At 29.7% G+C, this 24,032-nt stretch carries 22 protein-coding genes and 5 tRNA genes; 6 read left to right on the plus strand and 21 right to left on the minus strand.

Translation table 11 applies throughout. The annotated features are described in order from the left end of the window. Window positions 1-50 precede the first annotated feature (50 nt). The 21 genes from rplL to PHEL85_RS05755 all read right to left on the minus strand — a co-directional run bounded on the left by rplL (window position 51) and on the right by PHEL85_RS05755 (window position 12,582). On the minus strand, window positions 51-425 hold the full coding sequence (gene rplL, locus PHEL85_RS05655; RefSeq protein ID WP_036822178.1) for a 50S ribosomal protein L7/L12: 375 nt from the start codon (window positions 423-425) through the stop codon (window positions 51-53). 50 nt (window positions 426-475) lie between these two features. Then, on the minus strand, window positions 476-991 hold the full coding sequence (rplJ, locus tag PHEL85_RS05660) for a 50S ribosomal protein L10 (protein WP_036822181.1): 516 nt from the start codon (window positions 989-991) through the stop codon (window positions 476-478). A 19-nt stretch (window positions 992-1,010) separates the two neighbouring features. Beyond that, the gene (gene rplA / locus PHEL85_RS05665; protein WP_036822184.1) at window positions 1,011-1,700 is read right to left on the minus strand and encodes a 50S ribosomal protein L1; all 690 of its coding nucleotides are present in this window, start codon (window positions 1,698-1,700) and stop codon (window positions 1,011-1,013) included. Window positions 1,701-1,720: 20 nt separating this feature from the next. Next, the gene (gene rplK / locus PHEL85_RS05670; protein ID WP_036822186.1) at window positions 1,721-2,158 is read right to left on the minus strand and encodes a 50S ribosomal protein L11; all 438 of its coding nucleotides are present in this window, start codon (window positions 2,156-2,158) and stop codon (window positions 1,721-1,723) included. A 75-nt stretch (window positions 2,159-2,233) separates the two neighbouring features. Beyond that, the gene (gene nusG, locus PHEL85_RS05675; RefSeq protein ID WP_036822188.1) at window positions 2,234-2,782 is read right to left on the minus strand and encodes a transcription termination/antitermination protein NusG; all 549 of its coding nucleotides are present in this window, start codon (window positions 2,780-2,782) and stop codon (window positions 2,234-2,236) included. Window positions 2,783-2,793: 11 nt separating this feature from the next. Further along, complete coding sequence (gene secE / locus PHEL85_RS05680; protein WP_036823174.1) at window positions 2,794-2,982, minus strand: preprotein translocase subunit SecE; 189 nt, start codon at window positions 2,980-2,982, stop codon at window positions 2,794-2,796. A gap of 20 nt (window positions 2,983-3,002) precedes the next feature. Continuing rightward, window positions 3,003-3,074: transfer RNA gene (locus tag PHEL85_RS05685), tRNA-Trp, on the minus strand. A 77-nt stretch (window positions 3,075-3,151) separates the two neighbouring features. Then, on the minus strand, window positions 3,152-4,339 hold the full coding sequence (tuf, locus tag PHEL85_RS05690) for an elongation factor Tu (RefSeq protein WP_036822191.1): 1,188 nt from the start codon (window positions 4,337-4,339) through the stop codon (window positions 3,152-3,154). Window positions 4,340-4,397: 58 nt separating this feature from the next. Further along, window positions 4,398-4,470 (minus strand) — tRNA-Thr (locus PHEL85_RS05695). A gap of 15 nt (window positions 4,471-4,485) precedes the next feature. Beyond that, window positions 4,486-4,558: transfer RNA gene (locus PHEL85_RS05700), tRNA-Gly, on the minus strand. Between the two features lie 13 nt (window positions 4,559-4,571). Next, window positions 4,572-4,653, minus strand: a tRNA-Tyr gene (locus PHEL85_RS05705). A gap of 56 nt (window positions 4,654-4,709) precedes the next feature. Then, window positions 4,710-4,783, minus strand: a tRNA-Thr gene (locus tag PHEL85_RS05710). 107 nt (window positions 4,784-4,890) lie between these two features. Next, window positions 4,891-5,199, minus strand: coding sequence for an HPF/RaiA family ribosome-associated protein (locus tag PHEL85_RS05715; RefSeq protein ID WP_036822195.1), 309 nt, complete (start codon window positions 5,197-5,199; stop codon window positions 4,891-4,893). A 3-nt stretch (window positions 5,200-5,202) separates the two neighbouring features. Further along, window positions 5,203-6,090 carry a tyrosine-type recombinase/integrase gene (locus tag PHEL85_RS05720; protein WP_036822198.1) on the minus strand — a complete coding sequence of 296 codons (888 nt, stop codon included), beginning with the start codon at window positions 6,088-6,090 and terminating at the stop codon, window positions 5,203-5,205. A 98-nt stretch (window positions 6,091-6,188) separates the two neighbouring features. Further along, window positions 6,189-6,386, minus strand: coding sequence for a 30S ribosomal protein S21 (gene rpsU, locus PHEL85_RS05725; RefSeq protein ID WP_036822200.1), 198 nt, complete (start codon window positions 6,384-6,386; stop codon window positions 6,189-6,191). 300 nt (window positions 6,387-6,686) lie between these two features. Continuing rightward, window positions 6,687-7,853, minus strand: a complete 1,167-nt coding sequence (locus PHEL85_RS05730; RefSeq protein WP_036822202.1) for an acyl-CoA dehydrogenase family protein — start codon at window positions 7,851-7,853, stop codon at window positions 6,687-6,689. A gap of 20 nt (window positions 7,854-7,873) precedes the next feature. Continuing rightward, the gene (locus PHEL85_RS05735; RefSeq protein WP_235318235.1) at window positions 7,874-8,761 is read right to left on the minus strand and encodes a helix-hairpin-helix domain-containing protein; all 888 of its coding nucleotides are present in this window, start codon (window positions 8,759-8,761) and stop codon (window positions 7,874-7,876) included. A gap of 16 nt (window positions 8,762-8,777) precedes the next feature. Then, entirely contained in the window at window positions 8,778-10,364 is a 1,587-nt protein-coding gene (locus tag PHEL85_RS05740; protein WP_036822208.1) for an alanine/glycine:cation symporter family protein, read from the minus strand. Between the two features lie 87 nt (window positions 10,365-10,451). Next, entirely contained in the window at window positions 10,452-11,351 is a 900-nt protein-coding gene (locus tag PHEL85_RS05745) for an SDR family oxidoreductase (protein ID WP_036822211.1), read from the minus strand. 1 nt (window position 11,352) lies between these two features. Next, window positions 11,353-12,357 carry a potassium channel family protein gene (locus PHEL85_RS05750; protein WP_036822214.1) on the minus strand — a complete coding sequence of 335 codons (1,005 nt, stop codon included), beginning with the start codon at window positions 12,355-12,357 and terminating at the stop codon, window positions 11,353-11,355. A 3-nt stretch (window positions 12,358-12,360) separates the two neighbouring features. Further along, complete coding sequence (locus PHEL85_RS05755; RefSeq protein ID WP_036822217.1) at window positions 12,361-12,582, minus strand: hypothetical protein; 222 nt, start codon at window positions 12,580-12,582, stop codon at window positions 12,361-12,363. Window positions 12,583-12,695: 113 nt separating this feature from the next. On the opposite strand from PHEL85_RS05755, the gene uvrA reads away from it, so the two are divergent. The 6 genes from uvrA to PHEL85_RS05790 all read left to right on the plus strand — a co-directional run bounded on the left by uvrA (window position 12,696) and on the right by PHEL85_RS05790 (window position 23,902). Then, window positions 12,696-15,518 (plus strand): excinuclease ABC subunit UvrA, encoded by a 2,823-nt coding sequence (uvrA, locus tag PHEL85_RS05760; protein WP_036822219.1) that lies wholly within the window; start codon window positions 12,696-12,698, stop codon window positions 15,516-15,518. 55 nt (window positions 15,519-15,573) lie between these two features. Beyond that, a complete protein-coding gene (locus PHEL85_RS05765; protein WP_036822222.1) occupies window positions 15,574-16,281 on the plus strand; it encodes a TIGR00730 family Rossman fold protein in 708 nt (235 codons plus the stop codon). Window positions 16,282-16,393: 112 nt separating this feature from the next. Continuing rightward, entirely contained in the window at window positions 16,394-19,204 is a 2,811-nt protein-coding gene (locus PHEL85_RS05770) for an aminopeptidase (protein ID WP_036822225.1), read from the plus strand. Between the two features lie 129 nt (window positions 19,205-19,333). Beyond that, window positions 19,334-20,050 (plus strand): hypothetical protein, encoded by a 717-nt coding sequence (locus tag PHEL85_RS05775; RefSeq protein ID WP_036822228.1) that lies wholly within the window; start codon window positions 19,334-19,336, stop codon window positions 20,048-20,050. Window positions 20,051-20,061: 11 nt separating this feature from the next. Next, window positions 20,062-21,882: a hypothetical protein gene (locus PHEL85_RS05780; protein WP_036822229.1), complete on the plus strand. Its 1,821-nt coding sequence runs from the start codon at window positions 20,062-20,064 to the stop codon at window positions 21,880-21,882. A 382-nt stretch (window positions 21,883-22,264) separates the two neighbouring features. Beyond that, entirely contained in the window at window positions 22,265-23,902 is a 1,638-nt protein-coding gene (locus PHEL85_RS05790; RefSeq protein ID WP_156109113.1) for a tetratricopeptide repeat protein, read from the plus strand. Window positions 23,903-24,032 lie beyond the last annotated feature (130 nt).

Here is a 24,032-nt window from a genome sequence, read left to right on the forward strand (position 1 = left end):
ACCTAAATTTGTTTTCCCGTTTCGATAATTTCGAAATCGGGAATAATAGCTTACTTAAGCTCTACTTCAGCTCCAGCTTCTTCTAAAGACTTTTTAAGACCTTCAGCCTCATCTTTAGTTACACCTTCTTTTACTGCTGCAGGAGCACTATCAACGATACCTTTAGCTTCTTTTAATCCTAAACCAGTTAATTCTTTAACTAATTTTACAACTGCTAATTTAGAACTTCCTGCTGCTGTTAAAATAACATCAAATTCAGTTTGCTCATCTGCTGCATCTTCTCCACCTGCTGCTGGACCTGCTACTGCAACTGCTGCTGCTGCTGGCTCAATACCATATTCATCTTTTAAAATAGTAGCTAATTCATTAACTTCTTTTACTGTTAAGTTAACTAATTGCTCTGCGAAATCTTTTAATTCTGCCATTTTAATTGTTTTTAAAAATTTTGTTTATTATAGTTTATTTGTGCGCGTAATTATTTTTCAGATAAAGTTTTAATAATACCTGAAAGTGTTTGACCACCTGATTGTAATGCTGAAATAACATTTTTAGCCGGTGATTGTAATAATCCAATGATTTCTCCAATAAGCTCTTCTCTAGATTTAATATCTACTAAAGCACCTAATTGATCATCTCCAATGTAAACAGATTCTTCTGCAAATGCACCTTTTAATAAAGGTCTATCTGCTTTCTTTCTGAATTCTTTGATTAATTTTGCTGGAGCATTTGCTGCTTCAGCAATCATCATTGATGTATTACCTTTTAATACTGATGGTAAGTCTCCAAATTCTTTATCTGAAGCCTCCATTGCTTTTGCAAGTAATGTATTTTTAACAACTGATAACTGAACACCTGCTTTAAAACAAGCTCTTCTTAAATTAGATGTAGCTTGTGCATCTAATCCAGAAATATCTGTTAAATATAACGTATTTGTTTCTGCTAATACTGCTGTTAAATCTTGTATTACTTGTGATTTCTCTTCTCTAGTCATGATTATAAGTTTTAACGTATTAAACAGTTTTCACCTCAACCGCAATACTAGGACTCATTGTACTAGACATAAAAACGCTTTTTACATACGTTCCTTTTGCTGTTGTTGGTTTCAATTTAATAATTGTTTGTATTAACTCGTTTGCATTTTCTTCAATTTTCTTAGCATCAAATGATACTTTTCCAATTGCTGCATGTACGATACCAGTTTTATCAACTTTAAAGTCGATTTTACCAGCTTTTACATCTGTAACAGCTTTTGCAACGTCCATAGTTACAGTACCAGTTTTTGGATTTGGCATTAAACCTCTAGGACCTAAAACTCTTCCTAAAGGACCTAATTTACCCATTACACTTGGCATTGTAATAATTACGTCTACATCTGTCCATCCTCCTTTAATTTTTTGAAGGTACTCATCTAGTCCAACATAATCTGCACCTGCTGCTGTAGCTTCTGCTTCTTTATCTGGAGTTACTAATGCTAATACTTTAACATCTTTCCCTGTTCCGTGAGGTAATGTTACAACACCACGAACCATTTGATTTGCTTTACGAGGATCTACTCCTAAACGTATTGCTAAATCTACTGATGCATCAAACTTTACATTAGTAATGTCTTTGACTAGCGCTGAAGCTGCAGCTAAATCATAAGATTTAGAGCTATCTACCTTTGCGTAAGCTTCTTTTTGCTTTTTTGTTAATTTTGCCATTTTACTACTTTTTATAAAGTTTATGCTGGTGCATCACCTTTTACTGTTAATCCCATAGAACGTGCTGTACCTGCAATCATTCTCATTGCTGAAGAAACTTCAAAGGCATTTAAATCTACCATTTTATCTTCTGCAATAACTTTAATTTGATCCCAAGTAACTGATGCTACTTTCTTTCTGTTTGGTTCTCCAGAACCTTTTTTAATTTTGGCCGCTTCTAGTAACTGAACTGCTGCAGGAGGAGTCTTTACAAGAAAATCAAATGATTTGTCTTTGAAAACAGTAATAACAACAGGTAAAACTTTACCTTGTTTGTCTTGCGTTCTTGCATTAAACTGTTTACAGAACTCCATAATGTTAACACCAGCAGCTCCTAAAGCGGGTCCAACCGGCGGCGATGGATTCGCTGCGCCTCCCCTTACTTGTAACTTAACTACTTTACTAACTTCTTTTGCCATTTTAAAATGTTTAATGATTTGTTTTAAATTTGGAAGCTTAAAAACAAATCGTTATATATAATATTTGTGTAACAATTATATCTTATCTACTTGCATATAACTTAATTCTAATGGAGTTTTTCTTCCGAAAATTTTCACCATTACTTCAAGTTTACGCTTCTCTTCATTAACTTTTTCTATAGTTCCATCAAATCCATTAAATGGACCATCTACAACTTTTACTGTTTCTCCTATATTAAATGGAATTGCTATGTTATCATCTTGAACTGAAAGCTCATCAACCTTACCTAACATTCTGTTTACTTCAGATTTTCTCATAGGAACAGGATCACCACCTTTTGTTTCACCTAAAAACCCAATTACTCCTGTAATAGCTTTAATAACGTGTGGTACTTCTCCAGAAAGGTTTGCCTCAATCATTATATAACCCGGAAAAAAGGCTCTTTCTCTGTTAACTTTCTTTCCGTTTCTAATTTGAACTACTTTTTCTGTAGGAACAATTACTTGACTCACATAATCAGATAAACCAACACGTGAAATTTCAGTTTCAATATAAGCTTTCACTTTATTTTCTTGTCCTCCAATGGCTCTAACAACATACCATTTCATTACTGTATCAGCCATAATTTATTTTCTTAAAACAATTTAAAAAAGTTATCTAATCCAGTTTGAAAAACATAATCAATACCAGCTACTGCTAATGCAAATACAATTGTAAAAACAGCTACTGTTACAGTAGTTTTTTGAGCATCTTCTTTAGATACCCACGTCATGTGGTTACTTAATTCGTCAAAAGAATCTTTGATATATTGTATAAAGTTCATATTACTTTTATGTTTTATTGCACGGGCGGAGAGATTCGAACTCCCGACAGCTGGTTTTGGAAACCAGTGCTCTACCGCTGAACTACGCCCGTTTCTTATTCATTGATAAAGGCGTTCCGTTAAAAACGGAACACCCTTAGAATTTATTGATTAATAAACTAATAAAATATTAGTCTAATAATTCTGTAACTTGACCTGCACCAACTGTTCTACCACCTTCACGGATAGCAAAACGTAAACCTACGTTTAATGCGATTGGCTGAATCAAATCAACTGTAATTGTTAAGTTATCACCTGGCATTACCATTTCAACACCTGAAGGTAAGTTAATAGTACCTGTTACATCCGTAGTTCTTACATAGAACTGAGGACGGTAGTTGTTATGAAAAGGAGTATGACGTCCACCTTCTTCTTTTTTAAGAACATAAACCTCTGCTTTAAACTTAGCATGAGGAGTTACAGAACCTGGCTTACAGATTACCATACCTCTTTTAATATCTTCTTTTGCAATACCTCTTAATAAGATACCTGCATTATCACCAGCTTCACCTCTATCTAATATTTGACGGAACATTTCAATACCAGTAATAGTAGAAGTCATTTTTTCAGCTCCCATACCAATAATATCAACAACATCTCCAGTATTAGCAATACCAGTCTCAATACGACCTGTTGCTACAGTACCACGTCCAGTAATAGAAAACACATCCTCAACTGGCATTAAGAAATCTTTATCAACCTCTCTTAATGGCTCTTCAATCCAAGAATCAACAGCTTCCATTAATTCTAAAACTGTATCTACCCATTTTTTCTCTCCATTCAATGCACCTAATGCAGAACCAGCAATTACAGGCCCATTATCTCCATCATACTCATAGAAAGAAAGCAATTCTCTTACTTCCATATCTACTAACTCGATTAATTCTTCATCATCAACCATATCCACTTTATTCATGAATACAACCATACGAGGAATACCAACCTGACGACCTAAAAGAATATGCTCTCTTGTTTGAGGCATTGGCCCATCTGTTGCAGCAACAACTAAAATTGCACCGTCCATCTGAGCAGCACCTGTTACCATGTTCTTTACGTAATCCGCGTGACCTGGACAGTCAACGTGAGCGTAATGACGGTTTTGAGTTTGATACTCTACGTGAGAAGTATTAATTGTAATACCTCTTTCTTTTTCCTCTGGTGCATTATCAATCTGATCGAATGATTTTGCTTCAGAAAATCCTGCATCAGCTAATACTTTAGTAATAGCAGCAGTTAAAGTTGTTTTACCGTGATCTACGTGCCCAATAGTACCTATGTTAAGGTGTGGTTTTGAACGATCGAAAGTTGCCTTTGCCATGTTTATTAATTTTAATTCTTAATTTAAATATTTAGTGTCTAATAATACTTTTTAATTGAGCCAGCGATGAGATTTGAACTCACGACCTCATCCCTACCAAGGATGCGCTCTACCAACTGAGCTACACCGGCTTGTTGATAATTTTGAGCGAAAGACCGGGTTCGAACCGGCGACATTCAGCTTGGAAGGCTGACGCTCTACCAACTGAGCTACTTTCGCAATATGTAAATTGTGGGGAGAGCAGGATTCGAACCTGCGAAGACGTAGTCAACGGAGTTACAGTCCGTCCTCGTTGGCCGCTTGAGTATCTCCCCTTTAATTTACTATTTTAATGAACTTAAAATTGCTTGCGCAATTTTTGTTGTTTTTGAGCCGATGGAGGGACTCGAACCCACGACCTGCTGATTACAAATCAGCTGCTCTAGCCAGCTGAGCTACATCGGCTTTTGTTGCAAAAAAACAACCCGCTATTTCTAACGGATTGCAAATGTATAAAGTTTTTTTAGATTCTAAAACATTTTATAATTATTTTTTTGTTTTTTTTTCAATATTTATGAAATTATTGAATCTCTATACTTTTCTTTAGATCTTTTTAGTTGTCTTTTTAGGTTATCTACTGCAGAATTCACTCCTTCTTCAAAGGTTTTAGTTTCTCTTTTTATTATTAATTCACTTCCCGGAATATTAATTTTAATTTCAGTTAACTTGTTTTCTTTATCACTTATATTAAGAACTTTTAAAAAAACTTCTGCATCTACTATTTTATCATGATATTTAACTAGTGTTAAAACTTTTTCATCTACAAATTTTATAAGTTCTTTATCTGCATTAAAATTTACTGACTGGGTGAATACTTTCATACTTTATCCTTTTTTATTGCTCCTAGGGTGAGACTGGTTATATACTTTTTTTATTACATCAAGACTATTTTGAGTATAGACTTGTGTTGAAGCTAAAGAAGAATGCCCTAGCAACTCTTTAACTGAATTTAGATCTGCCCCTTCATTTAATAAGTGTGTTGCAAATGAATGCCTTAATATATGTGGGCTTTTTTTCTCTTTTGATGAGACCCTACTAAAGTAGGAATTAATAATTCTGTAAACAAGAGTTTCGTATATTTTATTTCCTTTCTCTGTAATAAAAAGCTCTTCTAAACCTATTGAAAATTCTTTTTTTAACTCTAAATATCTTTTTAAAGTTTGAATTACAGAACTTAACAGAGGAACAAATCTCTCTTTATTTCTTTTACCTAATACCTTAATTGTTTTATCTGAAAAGCTAATATCTCTTTCTTTAATATTAATAAGTTCTGCCCTTCTAATACCTGTTGAGTAAAATAGCTCTACAATTAACCTATTTCTTATGGATGTAAAATCATTATCAATTTCTATTTGATTAATTACAGCATCTATTTCTTTAAACGAAAATGGCACTTGTACTCTTTTCTCTACTTTTAAAGCTTTGTGTTTAGAAAGTGGATTATTATCTATTTGATTCGTTTTCTGTAAAAACTTATAAAAAGATTTTAATGAACTTACTTTTCTATTAATAGTTCTATTAGATATTTTACTATTCACCAAAACAACAATCCAACTTCTAATTTGTGGATAATGAACTTCTAATATGTTTTCCTGATCATACTCTAAAACTAAGAAATCTCTAAATGAAATTAAATCGTTTTTATACGCAGTAACTGTATGTACAGAATATTTTTTTTCTAAAGACAAATAATCTAAAAAAGCATTAATCAAATTTCAAATATTTTATAAGTAAATCTACAAAAAAATGCATAAAAAAACTCGTATTGAAAATTCAATACGAGTTTTATATTTAGAATAATAAGTTATTTCTAACCTACTTCTTCTTGTGTTCTTAGTCTCTGAACATAAGAAGCTTTAATTCTTTGCGCTCTGTTTGCTACTGAAGGTTTTGTAAAGTTCTTTCTAGCACGCAAGTTTTTCATCGTTTTAGTACGATCAAATTTTCTTTTGTAACGTTTTAAAGCTCTATCTATATTCTCTCCTTCTTTAATTGGTATAATTAACATAAGTTGGCACCTCCCTTCATAGTATCTTTATATTTTGAATAGTATTTAAACTATTGATTTATTTTTTGGACTGCAAAGATAATTACAAATTATGAATTGACAATTAGTAATTACAAAATATTTTAAATAAGCAGTTTGCGTTAGCGATTGAACCTTTCGACTTCGCTCAAGACAGGTTAATTGTTTGAGCTCTTTTGTTTTGATAAAAACAAAAAGCGAGTAGTGAAAGCGAGACCTTTAGGCAACGCCATAAAGTTAACAATTAGCAAAACTAAAAAATTAAACTTTTATAAAATTATTCTATGTAGCTGGTTTGTAAACTTTATGATCAATTACCATTTTTGCGATAATTTCTTTTAAAATTTCTGAAGTTCCTCCTCCTATTGGTCCTAATCTACTATCTCTTAACAAGCGTGCCATAGGATAATCTTCCATATAACCATAACCTCCTAACATTTGTAATGCGTCATAAATAACCTCATCTGCCATTTTTGTAGAAAGCAACTTAGACATACTTGCCTCTTTTACAACATACTGACCATCATTTAAACGTTTTGTTATTGAGTAATTGTATTCTTTACACATATCTACCCTACTTGCCATTTCTGCAATTTTGTGTCTTAAGACTTGAAATCTATCTAAAGATTTACCAAAAGCAACACGTTCTTGCATATAATTTAACGCATAATTCATAGCAAATTCTGCTCTTGCATGTGCATTAACTCCCATTATTAAACGCTCTAAAGCAAAATGCTGCATTATATAAGGAAATCCTTTTCCTTCTTCACCCATTAAATTTGTTGCTGGAATTTCTACATTATCGAAAGCAATTTCTCCTGTGTCTGAAGCTTTCCAACCTAATTTATTTAATTTGGTTGCAGAAAGACCTTTTGATTTTCTATCCACCACAAAAATACTGATTCCTTTATATTTATCTGAAGGATCTGTTTTTGCTGCAACAACTAAATAATCTGAATCTACACCATTTGTAATAAATGTTTTTGATCCGTTTAAAATATATTTATCGCCTTTTTTAACAGCTGTAGAACGCATACCTGCAACATCACTCCCTCCAAAAGGTTCTGTGATACACAAACAACCAATCATATCTCCTTCTACACTTGGTACTAAATATTTATTTTTAATAAAATCATCACCTTCTTTATTAAGGTGTGTCATTGCTAAATACTCATGTGCCCACATTGCAGCTGCAAATCCACCAGAATTAATTTTTTGCAATTCCTCTAAAAAGATAACTGTATAAAATAAATCTAAGTTTAAACCTCCAAATTCTTCTGGAGTATTTAAGCCAAAGTAACCCATTTCTCCAAATTTCTTCCATATAAAACGTTCTATATTTCCATCTTTCTCCCATTTATCAATATGAGGAACTACTTCTTTTTGCAAAAATTCTTTGAAACTAGCACGAAAAGCTTCATGCTCTTCTGTAAAATACATACTGTTCATTACGATAGAGAATTTGTTAATTATTCAGCGACCAAATATAAGACTATTCTATCATATTTATCCAAAGGAAAATCCTTGATATTTTTTAATTCTGAAATATTTTGAAGTTCAGCAACTTCATCTCTATATTCGAATATCTTTTTACATAAATTATAATCTATATATGGATTTTTCAAAAGCCCTTTAAATGTTACTGTATTTACATTTGTCTTTTTGATAATTGGTTTTTCATAAATTTTAAATATTGCAATTATCTTTTCTGTAACTTCATTTTCTAATCCCCAAACTTCATTTAGTTGACTTTCAAATGAAAAACCCTGTAATTTTGAGCGGTATTTTATAATTCGTTCTGAAAACGCAGCTCCAATTCCGCTAATCGTTTTAAAATCTTCTGCAGTAGCCTTGTTGAGATCTGTGGTTGATACTTTCTTCTTTATATAAAACTTCTCAACTGAGCTTGAAGAAACATTATATTTTGGCTTTTGCTTACTTGATTTTACAACCCAGTCTGGGAATTTAAAATAAGGTGAAATTTGATTCAACAAAGAGTCTGAAACTTGAGTTACTTTTTGAAACTCACTTTTAGAATTTATAAATTTGTTTGTTTTTCTGAAAGCTAAGAGTCTATCAATCTCTTTTAGAGACATTCCTAATTGTTCTCCTTTATAATCTGTTATATAATTAGGATTGAAAGGATAAATTTTTGGTTTTCTATTTTCTATTTCAATTGCTTGTAAACTATCTATTTGTTGATGAAATGCTATAACTTTTGTAGTATCTAAATCTACTTTTTCATCAGAAGAAAAATCACCAAAAACAATTATGGTTTGTAAAATGATGATTAAAAATACTAAAAAGAAAATCCCATTTCTTTGGCTTTTGTTATACCAGAAATGGGATTTAAACATTTTCATATAGAATTTCTTATTCGCTTTTTGATTTTATAGCACTCATATATTTATTTAATTCTTCTTTTACCTTAGGTGCAAGAATTATTAAACCAATCATATTAGGAACCATCATTGCAAACACCATTGCATCTGAGAAACCAATAACAGAACCCAAACTCGCTGCTGCTCCAATAACCACAAACACACAGAAAATTACTTTATATGTATATTCCATTTTTTTAGATCTACCAAATAAATAAACCCAACCTTGAAAACCATAATAAGACCAAGAAATCATAGAACTAAATGCAAATAATACAACTGCAACAGTTAATACATAAGGAAACCATGAAATTGCAGATTCAAATGCACCAGAAGTTAACAAAATTGCTTGCGCATCATTTAAGGATGCATTTTCTGCAGCTACATTTCCTGTAATAATTAATACTAAAGCAGTCATTGTACAAACTACAACTGTATCAATAAATGGCTCTAATAAAGCAACCATACCTTCACTTGCTGCATATTTTGTTTTTACAGCTGAATGTGCAATAGATGCAGAACCAATACCTGCTTCATTTGAGAAAGCAGCTCTTCTAAATCCTTGCACTAAAACCCCTACAGCTCCACCAGCTATTCCTTCTGGACTGAATGCTCCATTAAATATTTGAGCGAAAGCATCTCCTATCATATTGTAATTTGCAAAAATTACAAATAATGAAGCTGCTACATAAATTGCCACCATAAAAGGAACAATTTTATCAGTTACTTTTGCTATTTTTTTAATTCCTCCAATAATAACAATACCTACTAGAATAGCCATTACTAAACCAAACAACCATCCTTTACCATGGATAAATGATTCTGAACCACCAGTTATATTTTCTACTAATTGAAATGCTTGGTTTACTTGAAACATGTTTCCTCCTCCAAAAGAACCTCCAATTACAAAAATTGCAAATAGCGCTGCTAAAATTTTACCTAATGTTTTATTTTTTAATCCTTTTGTTAAATAATACATAGGACCTCCATATACAGTTCCATCGTCTTCGATATCTCTATATTTTACACCTAGAGTACATTCTACAAATTTTGAAGCCATTCCTAAAAACCCTGCAACAATCATCCAAAATGTAGCACCAGCTCCACCAATAGAAACTGCAATAGCAACTCCTGCAATATTTCCTAGACCAACTGTTGCAGATAATGCAGCAGTTAATGCTTGAAAGTGTGAAACCTCTCCTTCATGCCCTTCTATTCTTATTGTATCTGGATTATCATCTTCATCAGTAAATTTAGACTTTGCAATCTCTACATTATGATCTACCCGACCTTCTAAATCATCATATTTACCTCTAACAATGTTTATAGAAGTAAAAAAACCTTTAAAATTTATAAAATTGAAATAAAAAGTAAAATACAATGCTCCTAAAATTAAAGGAAATAAAACCCAATAAATACTAACTGTATCTGTAAAAGGTATTTGGTAAAAAATAATTTCTACAAACCATCCTGTTGCATTTCCAAAAGCTTCATCAATTTTTTGATCTAGCCCTTTTTCTTGTGCAAATGTGAAAAATGGCACTGCTAAAAACAGCAATGAAAGAAGTTTTTTATTCATAATTTATTTTGATTAGTTTTTTAAAAGTAATTCGCAATATCATAAAAAATTGCTCTTTTAACAACTTTTGAGCGTTAAAAGTGATTTTTACCTTATGATATCTTTAAATCTTTGCAAATCTTCTTTGAAGGATTTTGGATAAAACTCTAAAATGGTATTAGTCTTTGATAAATCGAATCCAGTTTTTGCAGGTCTTGGTGCTGTTTGGTTTAATGTTGATGTAGAAATTGGTTTTATCAAGCTTTTATCTAAGTGAAATACATCTGCAATTTCTTGGGCAATTTCAAAAACACTAAGCAGTTCATTGGAAGAAATATTAAAAATTCCTGTTGCTTTTTTATCCATAGAAATTTTACAAGCCAAAGCTAAATCTTCTACATATGTTGGTGTTCTATATTGATCGTCAACAATTGTAATTTCATTACCTTTTTCTAACATACTTTTTACCCAAAGTACAATGTTACTTCTACTCATATCATACACTTTACCAAAAACTAAAATAGTTCTTAAAATAGTGTAGTTTATATTCGAATTGATTAAAATTTCTTCTGATTTTAGTTTTGATAATCCATAATAACTTAATGGATTTGGTGTATCTGTTTCTTTGTAATTTCCTTTTATTCCATCAAATATAAAATCTGTAGAAATATGAATTAAATGTGTATTTATTTTTTGAGAAACTTCTACTAACCATTTTACAACAGTTACATTTAATAAGTCACATGCTTGTTTATCAACTTCACAATCATCAACCTGTGTCATTGCTGCTGTATTGATTATAAAGTTTGGCTTAATTTTTAAAATGGTTTCTTTAAGATCTTCTTCATTAGTAATATCAATAGAAACATAAGAAAAGTCATTTCTTCCACTTCTATTTCCCCCCCTAGAAAACCCAAAAACTTGATATTTCTCTTTTTCTTGAAGCAACAAATTCAACAAAGATTGACCTAGCAAACCATTACTACCAGTTATAACAACTTTTATCATTCTAAAATAATTCTCTAAGTTTTATAATTTGTTCTGGTCTTCCTAAAACAATTAAATGAGATCCTTTAATTAAAATACAATCTGCTTCTGGATTTATAATGTATTCTTTATCAGGTTTTATAAAACCTATAACGGTACATCCTGTTTCTTTTCTTAAATCTAAATCTAAAATAGTCTTATTAATATACATTTTAGGCAAATCATCTACAGCAATTTCTTCTAAATTTGCGGTCGTTTCACCTTCAATCGTCAATCTATCTACAAATTCTATAACATCTGGAGTTACAACTAAAGAAGCCATGTGATCTCCCCCTAATTTATCTGGCATAATTACATTACTTGCTCCTGCAATTTTTAATTTACTAAAAGAAGATTCATTTGATGCCCTACTTATAACTTTACAATCTTTATTTAATTGACTTACTGTTAAAACTACAAATAAATTATCTGCATCTGAAGGTAAAGCTGTTATTAAATTAGCTGCTTTTTCGATACCCGCTTTTAACAAAGTTTCGTCTAATGTAGCATCTCCATTTATATTTAAAATTTCTTCTGCATCTAAAAACTCAGACATTTCTCTATTTTCTTCAACAACTACAAAATCTTTATTATAATTTTTAAGTTTTAAAATTGCTTGTTTTCCATTTCTCCCATATCCACAAACAATGGTATGTCCTTTTAAATTTGCTATTTTTTTTTCCACTTTTCTATGCTTAAAATGTTCAAATAATCTACCACTTACCAAATATTCTGAAAAAGCTGAAACAGCATACCCAAAAACAGAAATACTTGTTAAAATTAAAAATATTGTAAAAACTTTTTCTTCTGGAGAAAAGGGCCTTAACTCACCAAAACCTACAGTTGTTACCGTTATTACTGTCATATACAAGGCATCCACAAAAGAATAATGAGAAAGCCACATATACCCAATTGTTCCTATTGATAAAATAGTACCAACTAAAAATAACGTTTTATTGATTTTAGATTCTAATACATTTATTTTCATATACTATAGGTCAAATACTGAGCTTCTACTGGTGTGTACCATATCTTTTAACTTGAATAAAAATGCCATGGTTAAATAAAAACCAAAAGACAAACCTACTGTAAAAAAAGTAACATAAATAAAAAATAGGCGCACATTTAAAGCTCTCATTCCTATTCTATCTGCTAATCTAGATGAAACATGAAATCCATTTCTTTCAAAAAAATGTCGAATATTATCTATCATAAATTGTTAAAATATTTAAATGCAAGATACTATTTTATGATTTGACTACCATACATCAATTAAATTAAAATTGGATTCTTTAACTTTGCATTTTTCCGAAAAAAACTCCTCATTTGAAAGACCAAGAATATATTGAAGTTTACGGGGCAAGAGTCCATAACTTAAAAAATATTGATGTAAAAATTCCTCGCGAAAAACTAGTTGTTATAACTGGTTTAAGCGGAAGTGGAAAATCATCTTTAGCTTTTGACACCATTTATGCCGAAGGACAAAGACGTTATATTGAAACTTTTTCTGCCTATGCTCGTCAGTTTTTAGGTGGATTAGAAAGACCAGATGTTGATAAAATTGATGGCCTTTCACCAGTTATTTCTATTGAACAAAAAACTACAAATAAGAGCCCTCGTTCTACAGTTGGTACCATTACAGAGATTTACGATTTTTTAAGATTATTATTTGCAAGAGTAGCAGATGCATACTCTTTTAATACAGGAGAAAAAATGGTAAGTTATTCTGATGAACAAATTAGGCAACTTATTTTAAAAGATTTTGAAAATAAAAAAATTGCAGTTTTAGCTCCTCTTGTAAAATCTAGAAAAGGTCATTATCGTGAACTTTTTGAGCAAATTTCTAAACAAGGTTTTTTAAGAGTTAGAGTTGATGGAGAAATTAAAGAAATAGAAAAAGGAATGCGTTTAGATCGTTATAAAACGCATGATATAGAAGTTGTTATTGATAGACTTCTTATAAATGAGTCCTCAGAAAAACGTTTAGAAGAAACCATAAAAACAGCATTATACTCTGGTAATAACATTATGATGGTTATTGATATTGATGACAATAATCCTCGTTATTTTAGTAGAGAATTAATGTGTCCAACTTCAGGAATTGCTTATCCAAACCCTGAACCAAATACATTTTCGTTTAACTCACCTAAAGGTGCTTGTAATAAATGTAATGGTTTAGGTATAACAAATGAAATCAACCTAAAAAAAGTAATTCCAGATTATGCTGTTTCAATACAAAATGGAGGGATTATTCCTTTAGGAGAACAGAAAAGTAGTTGGATTTTTAAACAATTAGAAAACATTGCTGAACGTTATAAATTTAAATTAACAGACGCTATAAAAGACATACCAAAAGAAGCTTTAGAAGTTATTTTAAACGGTGGAAATGAATCTTTTGAAATCAAATCTAAAACTGTTGGTGTAACTAGAAATTATAAAATTGATTTTGAAGGAATTATTTCTTTTATAGAAAATCAATATAATAATGCAGAAAGCACGTCAATAAAACGTTGGGCAAAAGCTTTTATGGATGAAATTTCATGCTCTTCTTGTGGTGGAAAAAGATTAAAAAAAGAAGCGCTGCATTTTAAAATTACAGATAAAAACATCAGTGATTTAGCACAAATGGATGTTACTGAATTGGCAAATTGGTTTCAAAATATTGAAGACAATTTATCAGAAAAACAACTTACAATTGCATCAGAAATTTTAAAAGAAATAAAAACTAGAATTCAGTTTTTATTAGATGTTGGTTTGGATTATTTAGCTTTGGATAGAACATCCAAATCACTTTCTGGTGGAGAAGCACAAAGAATTCGTTTGGCAACACAAATTGGATCACAATTGGTTGGAGTTCTATATATTTTAGATGAACCTAGTATAGGTTTACATCAACGAGACAATCAAAAATTAATAGATTCTCTTGTAAAATTAAGAGATATTGGAAACTCTGTTTTAGTTGTTGAACATGACAAAGACATGATTGAACATGCAGATTTTGTGTTCGATATTGGTCCTGGAGCAGGAAGACATGGAGGAGAAATTGTAAGCGAAGGAACTTTTGAAGATTTAAAAAAACATAAAACATTAACTGCAGATTATTTAACAGGAAGAAAAGAAATTGAAGTTCCAAAAGAACGAAGAGAAGGGAATGGAAAATTCATAAAACTTAAAGGGGCAACTGGTAACAATTTAAAAAATGTTTCTGTTGAGTTTCCTCTTGGAAAAATGATTTGTGTAACAGGAGTTTCTGGAAGTGGAAAATCAACTTTAATCAACGAAACGTTATATCCAATTTTAAACGCTCATATTTATAGAGGTGTAAAAAAACCAATGCCCTACAAAAAAATTGAAGGCTTAGAACATGTAGATAAAGTAATTGATATAGATCAATCTCCAATTGGTAGAACTCCACGTTCTAACCCAGCAACTTATACAGGCACTTTTGGTGAAATTAGAAGTTTGTTTGCGAAAACTCCTGAAGCTGCAATTCGTGGTTACAAACCTGGTCGTTTTTCTTTTAACGTAAAAGGTGGAAGATGTGAAACTTGCCAAGGTGGAGGAGTTAGAGTTATTGAAATGAACTTTTTACCAGACGTGCAAGTAGAATGTGAAACCTGCCAAGGAAAACGTTTTAACAGAGAAACTTTAGAAATTAGATACAAAGGAAAATCAATTTCTGATATTTTAAATATGACAATTGAAGATGCCACGAATTTCTTTGAAAACATTCCTAAAATCCACAGAAAACTAAAAACTATTGAAGATGTTGGTTTGGGTTATATTACGCTTGGACAACAATCTACAACACTTTCTGGTGGAGAAGCACAAAGAATAAAATTGGCATCAGAATTATCTAAAAGAGATACTGGTAATACTTTTTATATATTAGACGAACCTACAACTGGCCTTCATTTTGAAGACATTAGAGTTTTAATGGATGTTTTAAATAAATTAGCTAATAAAGGAAATACTGTTTTAATTATTGAGCATAATTTAGATGTTGTAAAATTAGCAGATTATATTATTGATGTTGGAATGGAAGGTGGAAAAAAAGGTGGAAAAATTCTATGTACTGGAACACCAGAAGAAGTTGCAAAACATAAAACTAGTTATACTGCAAAGTTTTTGAAAAAAGAACTATTTTAGCAGGCATTTCTTTTTTCAGAAAAAAAGGAAAAATCAATTTTAAAATTTACTGATTATGACAAATGATGATAGAAAAATAAAAGAAAAACTACAACACAAAACCTGGAATGAAATAAAGACAAAAGATGCTTGGGCTATTTTTAAAGTCATGGCAGAATTTGTAGATGGTTATGAAAAATTAAGCAAAATTGGTCCTTGTGTTTCAATTTTTGGTTCTGCAAGAACAAAAGAAGATCATGAAGATTATAAATTAGCAGAAGAAATTGCTTTTCAACTTACACAAAATGGTTATGGAGTAATTACTGGTGGAGGACCTGGAATTATGGAAGCAGGAAACAAAGGTGCACATAGAGGAAAAGGTATTTCTGTAGGTTTAAATATTGAATTACCTTTTGAGCAACATGACAACCCTTGGATTGATCGTGATAAAAATTTAGAATTTGATTACTTTTTTGTTCGTAAAGTTATGTTTGTAAAATACTCGCAAGGTTTTATTGTAATGCCTGGTGGTTTTGGAACAATGGATGAACTTTTTGAAGCAATTACTTTAATTCAGACTAAAAAAATTGGGCGTTTTCCTATAGTTTTAGTAGGAACTGAATTTTGGAGCGGATTATTAGATTGGATTAAAAAAACATTAATTGCTGAAGGAAATATCAGCGAGGAAGATTTAAACTTGTTTAGAATTGTAGATACAGCAGAAGAAGCTGTAGAGCATTTAAACAAATTCTATGCTAAATACCACCTAAAACCTAACTTTTAAAATGCTTTTTAAAAAGAATTTATTTCTTTTTTCACAAACTTGGTCTGTCTTAATAAGACAGACCAAAATTAAAACAAGCTATAAAAAACATATAAAATTGGTAAAGAGTTAATTGAAAAATAAATTATACATATTATTTCTTTGCTTATTTGCATCTCCTTTTCTGTTTTCACAACAGAATTCAATCAATATAAAATCTACACTAGATACTGAAAAAGATGAATTAAAAATTCAGCAAGAAATAATTTTCTACAATACTTCTGATTCAATATTAACAAGCATATTTCTTCATAATTGGGCAAATAGTTATCGAGACAGAAAAACACCTTTATCAAAAAGATTTATTAAAGACTATCGAAAAGACTTATATTTTGCAAAAGAAAAAGATCTTGGTTCTTCAACAGTAAAAAGCCTTTCAGTAAATTTTGAAAATGTATTTTTTAATGAATTAAAAGAACAATCAGACATTATAGAAGTTTTTCTACAAGAGCCTTTGTATCCAAATTCAAAAATTAAAATTGCACTTACTTATATCGTAAAAATACCAAACGCACGTTTTACAAAATATGGTAAAACAGCAACAGGTTATCATCTTAGAAACTGGTATATAACTCCTGCTGTTTATGATAATGGTTGGAAATCTATGAGTAATTTAAATTTAGATGATTTATATGAAAAAGGAACTGATTTTAAAATTGAAATTGATGTTCCAAAAGAGTTTATTGTTGAGTCTAACTTATATCGATATGAAACTAAAAAAGAAAATCATAACAGCTACTTTTTTATTGGAAAAAACAAAACTGATATTCTTTTAGGTGTCAATAAAACACCGCAAATAAAAACATATACAACAAAAACAGTAACTATACATACTGATGTTTTTACTGAAGAATTAGATTTTAATTTAACTACGAGTATTTTAAACAGAGAACTACTATTTATACAGAAATATCTTGGTAAATATCCACATGTAGAAATATATATAGACAAAGCTACACAGAGTAAAAACCCTATTTTTGGATTAAATCAATTACCAAAATTTTTACGCCCTTTTTCTGATACTTTTAAATGGGATATAGCCATGTTTAAGGCTTTAACAAAAAGATATATAGAAAATACAATCCTATTAAATAAGAGAAAAGATTATTGGCTAATTGATGGTATTCAGAATTACTTAATGATAGAATACATAGAAAAGTATTATCCAGAAATTAAGCTTTTAGGAAACGCTTCTGACTCTTGGTTTTTGAAGAACTTTAATATTTCTAAATTAGAATTTAATGATAAATATCCTTTTATCTACCAATTTTCAGCACGTAGGTTTTTAGATCAAGCTTTAAATACCTCTGCAGATTCCTTGTCTAACTTCAACAGAAAAATAGTCAGTAAATATAAAGCCGGTTTAGGTTTTAGATTTCTAAAAGGTTATTTAGGAGATAGCATTATTAACCAAACAATTCAGGAGTTTTATCAAAACAACCAATTAAAAATTATTTCTAGTAAAAAATTTAAAAACCTACTCTCTTCCAAAACAGATAAAAATTTAGATTGGTTTTTTAATGATTTTGTAAAAACAAATAAAAAAATAGACCATACAATACAGCATATTAAAAAAGAAAAAGATAGTATTTCTGTAACCATAAAAAACAATAGAAATATTATAACTCCTTTGGCTATTTATGCTCTTAAAGACAAAGAAGTAAAATTAAAAAAATGGATTTATAATATTGACTCTACTAAGACTGTAAAATTCAAAAAAGGTAATTATGACACATTTGTGTTGAATTATGAAAATTTATACCCAGAATTAAACACTCTAGATAATTGGAAAAAAATTGATAAAAAACTATTTCACAAACCAATTAAATTTTCATTATTAAAAGATATTAGCAGTCCAAAACACAACCAAATTTTTTATCAGCCAGATTTAGGTTACAATTATTATAATGGGTTAATTTTTGGAATAAAACTACACAACAAACCCTTAATTAGAAGAAATTTTGTTTTTAAAGTTGCACCATATTATGCAACAAAAAGTAGATCGGTGATTGGACAATTCTCTTTATTATATGATCAGTTTTTTGAAGATACTAAATTATATAAAATATCATATGGAGTAGTAGGTAGCACTTTAGATTATGCTCCAAACTTAGCATACAAGTCATTTATTCCTTATATGGATATTATATTTAAAAGAAAATCTTTAAGAGACGCTACAACAGAATCTATAAGAGCTAAAGTAGTTCACATAGACAAAGATATAGCTCCAAATACAGTTAGAAACTCACAAGATAATTACAGTATATTTAGTTTAAGTTACAATTACACCAACCCAGATATTATAAAAGAATTTAGATATAGTTTTAATACAGAGTTTGCAAAAAACTTTTCTAAAGCAGCTTTAGATTTACGATACAGAACCTTAACAGCATCAGATACACAATTAGATTTTAGAATTTTTGCAGGTGTATTTTTTAACAATAAAACTACAAATGATTATTTCAGCTTTGGTCTGGATAGAAGTAATGATTATTTATTTCAATTAAATTATTTAGGAAGATCTGAAGATTCTGGTTTTTTTAGCCAGCAATATATTATAACTGAAGGAGGATTTAAATCTGTTTTACCCACAAGGTTTGCAAATCAATTTATGATTTCAAACAATTCTAGTATTGGTTTATGGCGCTGGTTAGAGGTTTATAATGATGTTGCTTTCTTAAAAAACAAACACCAACCTTTATACTTTGCTTACGAAAATGGTGTAAGATTTAATTTTGTTCATGAAATTTTTGAGATCTATTTTCCTTTTTATTCCAACAATGGTTGGGAGCTATCTCAAAGAGCATATCCGCAAAAAATAAGATTTTCATTATCTGCAGATATTAGGTCTATTTACAACTTTTTTAGACGCGGTTTACTCTAAACCATAACACAATAAAAAAAAGCAACTTAAAAAAACAAAAAATTATTTTGTAACGCTTTTGTAACGCTCTTTTTAACCAATATACACTATTCTTTATATTTATTTGTACACAAACCAATACAAAAAATAATGAAAATTAAGCTATTACTTTTAGCAGTTGTATTTTGCTACAACACGCAAGTTTTTACACAGCAATCAACCAAACAAACAAAAACAAATATTATTAACAATGATGAAACTGTAAAAACTAGAAAAAACGGACTAAACATCTCTTTCGGAACCTCTGGATTTGGTGTAGGTTATGCAAGAAAATTAACCACAAAATTAAATGCAATTGTTGCCTACCACAGTCTTACCGTAGAAGACAAAGAAGTAGATATCTCTGAATTTTTAGACAACGATGATGTAGAATTTCTTGGTAGTGCAAATAGCACTATTATAGATGCAGGTATAGAATATGTGCCTTTTAAAAATTCTTCTTTTAAACTTGCTTTTGGTGTTGGTTTTTTAAACGATGTAGCAATTAATGGTTTAATTACCTACAAAGAAGGTATTGAATATGGAGATATTATTGTAGCATCTGAAGATGTTGGTAAAGTAATTATAAACTCTAAATGGTCTGGTACAGCTCCTTTTTTAGGGTTTGGCTTTGGTAGAGCAATTCCTAAAAACAGATTTGGTTTTGGTGTAGACATTGGTACTTATTTTGCAAAATCACCAGAAGTAAGTTTACAAGCCGATAAATTATTAACACCTACACAAGATGAACAAGAAGATTTACAAGACGCGTTTGAATCGTTAACACTGATTCCTAGAATACAATTTAGACTAACTTATAATTTTTAAAAAAAATAAAAATGAAAAATACAATACAAAAACTAACTCTAATTCTAGTAGTATCTTTCACCTTTTTGGTAGGATGTACAGAATTTTTTGACAAAATAGACGACTTTAACGTTGGCGTTACCAATACTATTTTTGAACAATCTGCAGTAATTGAATTACAAGATTATTTTGGAGATCAACAAAATATAATAGACACAAATTTAAAAGTAGAGTTTAGTGGCGCAGATGCAGACAAACTAGTTAACGAAGCTGGTGAATTTACAATATCTGAAACAGATGGTTTTATTCAACTAAACGTAAACCCTAACAAAAGTACAGGAGTAAAAGAACTAAATTTTGATGTAACTATAAGTGGTGGAGATTATACAACAACAACATACCCTGTAACTTTAACAGATACCGTTTCTCACATTAAATTACCTTTAGTAGATGATAGTAAAATATACAAAGGTACAAATACAGCTAGTAAAACGGTTAGTTTAACCAATAATACAACTACAATAGCAACCACAACAAAAACGTCTTTAACAAATTCTTTAACCACAAGTTCTGTTACCATTAAAACAGGTACACAATTTAAAGATGCTTCAGACAATGTATTAACAGGTAGCAACGTAAATATAGAAGTTACCAATACAGATCCTTTAAGTGAAGTATTACCACCTACTAGTATTTTAACATTTAAAGATAGTAACGATGCAGAAATTACAGGAAAAGAAGCAACTTTTGTAACTGGTAATACAAACATTAAAATGGATGTAAATAGTACTGCTGTAAAAAAGTTTACCAATGCTATTGATGTTGCTATAGAAATACCTTCGGATGCAACAAACCCAAACACAGGAAACCAAGTACAATTAGGTGATACTTTTCCTGTATACACCAATGAAGAAGAAAGTTTTAACTGGACATACCATGGTTTAGGAACTGTAACAGCAGGTAATACTGCAGATACATTTAACATTAGTTTCGAAACCACACATTTATCTAATTATACAGTTGTAAATTTTAAAGACACAAACTGTAGCAACAATACCTATAACATTACAGCTAATAACTTACCAGACAACTATTCTGCAACGTTCGAAATAATATTACGTACAGTGTATGAAGGAAGTTTCAATATTTTTCCTGGTGATCGTTATTATTATGCATTTGAAATCAAAATTGTAAATGGTAAAGTAGTATCTGTAGATACACCTAGGCAAAGTTTTCCTAGTAATTATATCAAAGGATCAAAAGAATATGATGAAGAGGTAAATATACACATAAATAGTCTGGGAGGTTCTGAAGAAGATTGGACAACAACTATTTTTGATACTAGCTATATTGATGATATCAAAAGTCTTCTTGCATCTGGAAATGATGTGAATATTGTAACTCATACTGGTTCAATTTGGGGTAAAAGCACTTATGAATCACAGCTTTACGTAACTTCTAAAGGCGTAATCTACCGAACAAATTTATCAAGCATTGCTACTTTCGCTAATTGTGAGTTAAATATAAACCTAACACAAGATGGTACAGATTATTTTAATATTGGTAATTTAAAAAACATTGCAATAGATGTTGCTGCCAATTGTAACAATAAAACTTTTGTACCAGATGGTTTTCCTTTTTATGTAGAAAGAGAAAACGGTATTTTTAGTTACGAAGGAACTATAAAAGAAGGTAAAATGACTTTAAAAGGTTTTGAATTAGGTAAAGAATACAACTTTAAAACGGTTTATAAAGGACAAAGCTATTTTCATAAATGGACTTTTGACAGTGAAATCTTTACAGACAAAAATTTTGAAGTACCTCAATCTGCTTGTGATGCTTTAAATATTTAAGAAAAATTATTTATAATGAAAGCATGCCCCCGATGTAGATCAGAATCTAGACATAGAATAAAAAGAAAGCCAATATCTAAATTAATTCCAGGTGCCAAAGGATACGCTTGTGATAATTGTAATAGACGATATACATGGGTTTCTTGGATTAACCTATCGTTTAAGAATTTAAACATCCCCCAAACAATAAAACACCCTAAATTTTAGGGTGTTTTTTTTATCAAAAAAAAAAAACACAATATTTTAATTAATTACACAACAAAAATTTCTAGATTTAAATATATTATTAAGTACCTTCGATTTTTTTTTTAAAATGAAATCAAAATTAATAAATATATTTTTTTTACTTAGCGCTTTATACTCTTTTTCTCAATATAAAAAAATGCTACATCAACCTTATAAAAACAAGGTAAATGATATAGATGTATTATATAGAAATACAGTTATTAAAACTACTAATGATTCTTTATATGTATATAATTATACAAACAAAATGCAACAATGGGCATTATCTAATAAAGATAAAGAACTTGCATTAGAAGCAGAATTATTAAAAGCCTACACAAATTGGTATATTCACGGATATAAAAACCCTGACTTAGTACAAAACTTAATTGAAGTAGCACATAAAGGAAACAAAAATAAAATTTACCATGTACAGGAACGAGCAATAAATGTAATTGCTACACACTTTTGGTCCATTAAAAATTATGAAAGTGCTTTTGAATGGTTATTGCAATCTGCAAAAATTTTAGAAAAAATAAAGCCAGAAAATTTTCCAGAAATGGCTAATCATTTAAATTATATTGGAAGATGTTATTACAATTTTGAAGATTACACTAATGCTCTTATATATTATAAAAAATCTAGTGAATTAGAAAAGACAGAATTTAATAGTCGAAGAGTATTAGAAGCTCAAAGTACTGTTGGTCTCTGCTATCAAAAATTAGACGAGTTTAACTTAGCAGAACAATCTTTTTTAAGAGTTATTAATGATACTTCAAAATATAAAGACACAATATGGCAAAATATAGCCGCGGGTAACTTGGGTTACAATTTCTACCTTCAAGAAAATTATGAAAAAGCAATTCCATTATTTAAAACTGATATTGAAAATGCGCTAAAAATAAATGATCTTAATCTTGCTGTTGGTTCTTTAATTCCTTTAGCAGACATTCATTTAAAACAAAATAAACTTAATCTAGCAAAAAAAGAAATAGATAGTGCTTACCACTATATTAAAAAAACGAATCAAACAGATCGTTTATTAAAATTATACCCAGTTATTAGCAAATGGTACACAGCAAACAACCAACCCGAATTTAGTGCTATTTACCTAGACTCTACACTATTAGCTGTAAATATTCAAAATAAAAAATACAATGGCTTAAAATTATTACGAGCTAACCAAAAAGTTTTAGCAAAAGAAAAAAAACTTGAAATTGAAAAATTAAAAAACGAAGGTCAATTAAAACTTACCCAACGTAATTACATCCTATTAATAGCTATTTTACTACTTATAACAAGTATTTTTATTTTTTGGTATAGAAACAAATACCTCTTAAAAGAGCAAGAGATAAAAGCACTTGAGTTAGAAAACATACAAAAAGATTTAGAGAATGCTAAAAGCAATTTAAAAAACTTAACAAAGAAAATTAGAGAGGATAGTAATTTAATTACAGAGCTACAAAAAAACGACACATATAAAAATAATTCAGAAATCCTTTCTCAATTAAAATCTAAAAACATTTTAACCCAAAACGATTGGAAACAATTTCAAAGTTTGTTTAAAGAAGCATATCCTAATTTTATTCAATCATTTATTAATTCTTATCCTGTATTAGGTCAAGCAGAAATACGTTGTTTATGCTTAAATAAACTAGCTTTAACAAATAATGAAATGTCACTGATTCTTGGTGTTTCAACAAATACTATACGTGTTACAAAACATCGTATTCGAAAAAAATTAAATTTAGAATCCAATAAAAGTTTAGAAGATATTATTAAAAAAATTAGTTAATAAAAAAACCATTTGTTTATAGTAACTAAAATGAAAATAGATAATAATTAAACAAAAAAAACTTACTGCACTTTGCATTATTATCAAACAAAAACTAATTATTTTTAAAAAAATTACGAAATCACTAAAA

The sequence above is a fragment of the Polaribacter sp. Hel1_85 genome, assembly GCF_000766795.1.
Lineage (GTDB): Bacteria > Bacteroidota > Bacteroidia > Flavobacteriales > Flavobacteriaceae > Polaribacter.

What these genes read in the sequence shown, in the direction of transcription:
- rplL (WP_036822178.1), bottom strand. Translation starts at nt 425, where the DNA reads ATGGCAGAATTAAAAGATTTCGCAGAGCAATTAGTTAACTTAACAGTA.
- rplJ (WP_036822181.1), bottom strand. Translation starts at nt 991, where the DNA reads ATGACTAGAGAAGAGAAATCACAAGTAATACAAGATTTAACAGCAGTA.
- rplA (WP_036822184.1), bottom strand. Translation starts at nt 1,700, where the DNA reads ATGGCAAAATTAACAAAAAAGCAAAAAGAAGCTTACGCAAAGGTAGAT.
- rplK (WP_036822186.1), bottom strand. Translation starts at nt 2,158, where the DNA reads ATGGCAAAAGAAGTTAGTAAAGTAGTTAAGTTACAAGTAAGGGGAGGC.
- nusG (WP_036822188.1), bottom strand. Translation starts at nt 2,782, where the DNA reads ATGGCTGATACAGTAATGAAATGGTATGTTGTTAGAGCCATTGGAGGA.
- secE (WP_036823174.1), bottom strand. Translation starts at nt 2,982, where the DNA reads ATGAACTTTATACAATATATCAAAGATTCTTTTGACGAATTAAGTAAC.
- tuf (WP_036822191.1), bottom strand. Translation starts at nt 4,339, where the DNA reads ATGGCAAAGGCAACTTTCGATCGTTCAAAACCACACCTTAACATAGGT.
- PHEL85_RS05715 (WP_036822195.1), bottom strand. Translation starts at nt 5,199, where the DNA reads ATGAAAGTATTCACCCAGTCAGTAAATTTTAATGCAGATAAAGAACTT.
- rpsU (WP_036822200.1), bottom strand. Translation starts at nt 6,386, where the DNA reads ATGTTAATTATACCAATTAAAGAAGGAGAGAATATAGATAGAGCTTTA.
- PHEL85_RS05730 (WP_036822202.1), bottom strand. Translation starts at nt 7,853, where the DNA reads ATGAACAGTATGTATTTTACAGAAGAGCATGAAGCTTTTCGTGCTAGT.
- PHEL85_RS05735 (WP_235318235.1), bottom strand. Translation starts at nt 8,761, where the DNA reads ATGTTTAAATCCCATTTCTGGTATAACAAAAGCCAAAGAAATGGGATT.
- PHEL85_RS05740 (WP_036822208.1), bottom strand. Translation starts at nt 10,364, where the DNA reads ATGAATAAAAAACTTCTTTCATTGCTGTTTTTAGCAGTGCCATTTTTC.
- PHEL85_RS05745 (WP_036822211.1), bottom strand. Translation starts at nt 11,351, where the DNA reads ATGATAAAAGTTGTTATAACTGGTAGTAATGGTTTGCTAGGTCAATCT.
- PHEL85_RS05750 (WP_036822214.1), bottom strand. Translation starts at nt 12,357, where the DNA reads ATGAAAATAAATGTATTAGAATCTAAAATCAATAAAACGTTATTTTTA.
- PHEL85_RS05755 (WP_036822217.1), bottom strand. Translation starts at nt 12,582, where the DNA reads ATGATAGATAATATTCGACATTTTTTTGAAAGAAATGGATTTCATGTT.
- PHEL85_RS05765 (WP_036822222.1), top strand. Translation starts at nt 15,574, where the DNA reads ATGACAAATGATGATAGAAAAATAAAAGAAAAACTACAACACAAAACC.
- PHEL85_RS05775 (WP_036822228.1), top strand. Translation starts at nt 19,334, where the DNA reads ATGAAAATTAAGCTATTACTTTTAGCAGTTGTATTTTGCTACAACACG.
- PHEL85_RS05780 (WP_036822229.1), top strand. Translation starts at nt 20,062, where the DNA reads ATGAAAAATACAATACAAAAACTAACTCTAATTCTAGTAGTATCTTTC.
- PHEL85_RS05790 (WP_156109113.1), top strand. Translation starts at nt 22,265, where the DNA reads ATGCTACATCAACCTTATAAAAACAAGGTAAATGATATAGATGTATTA.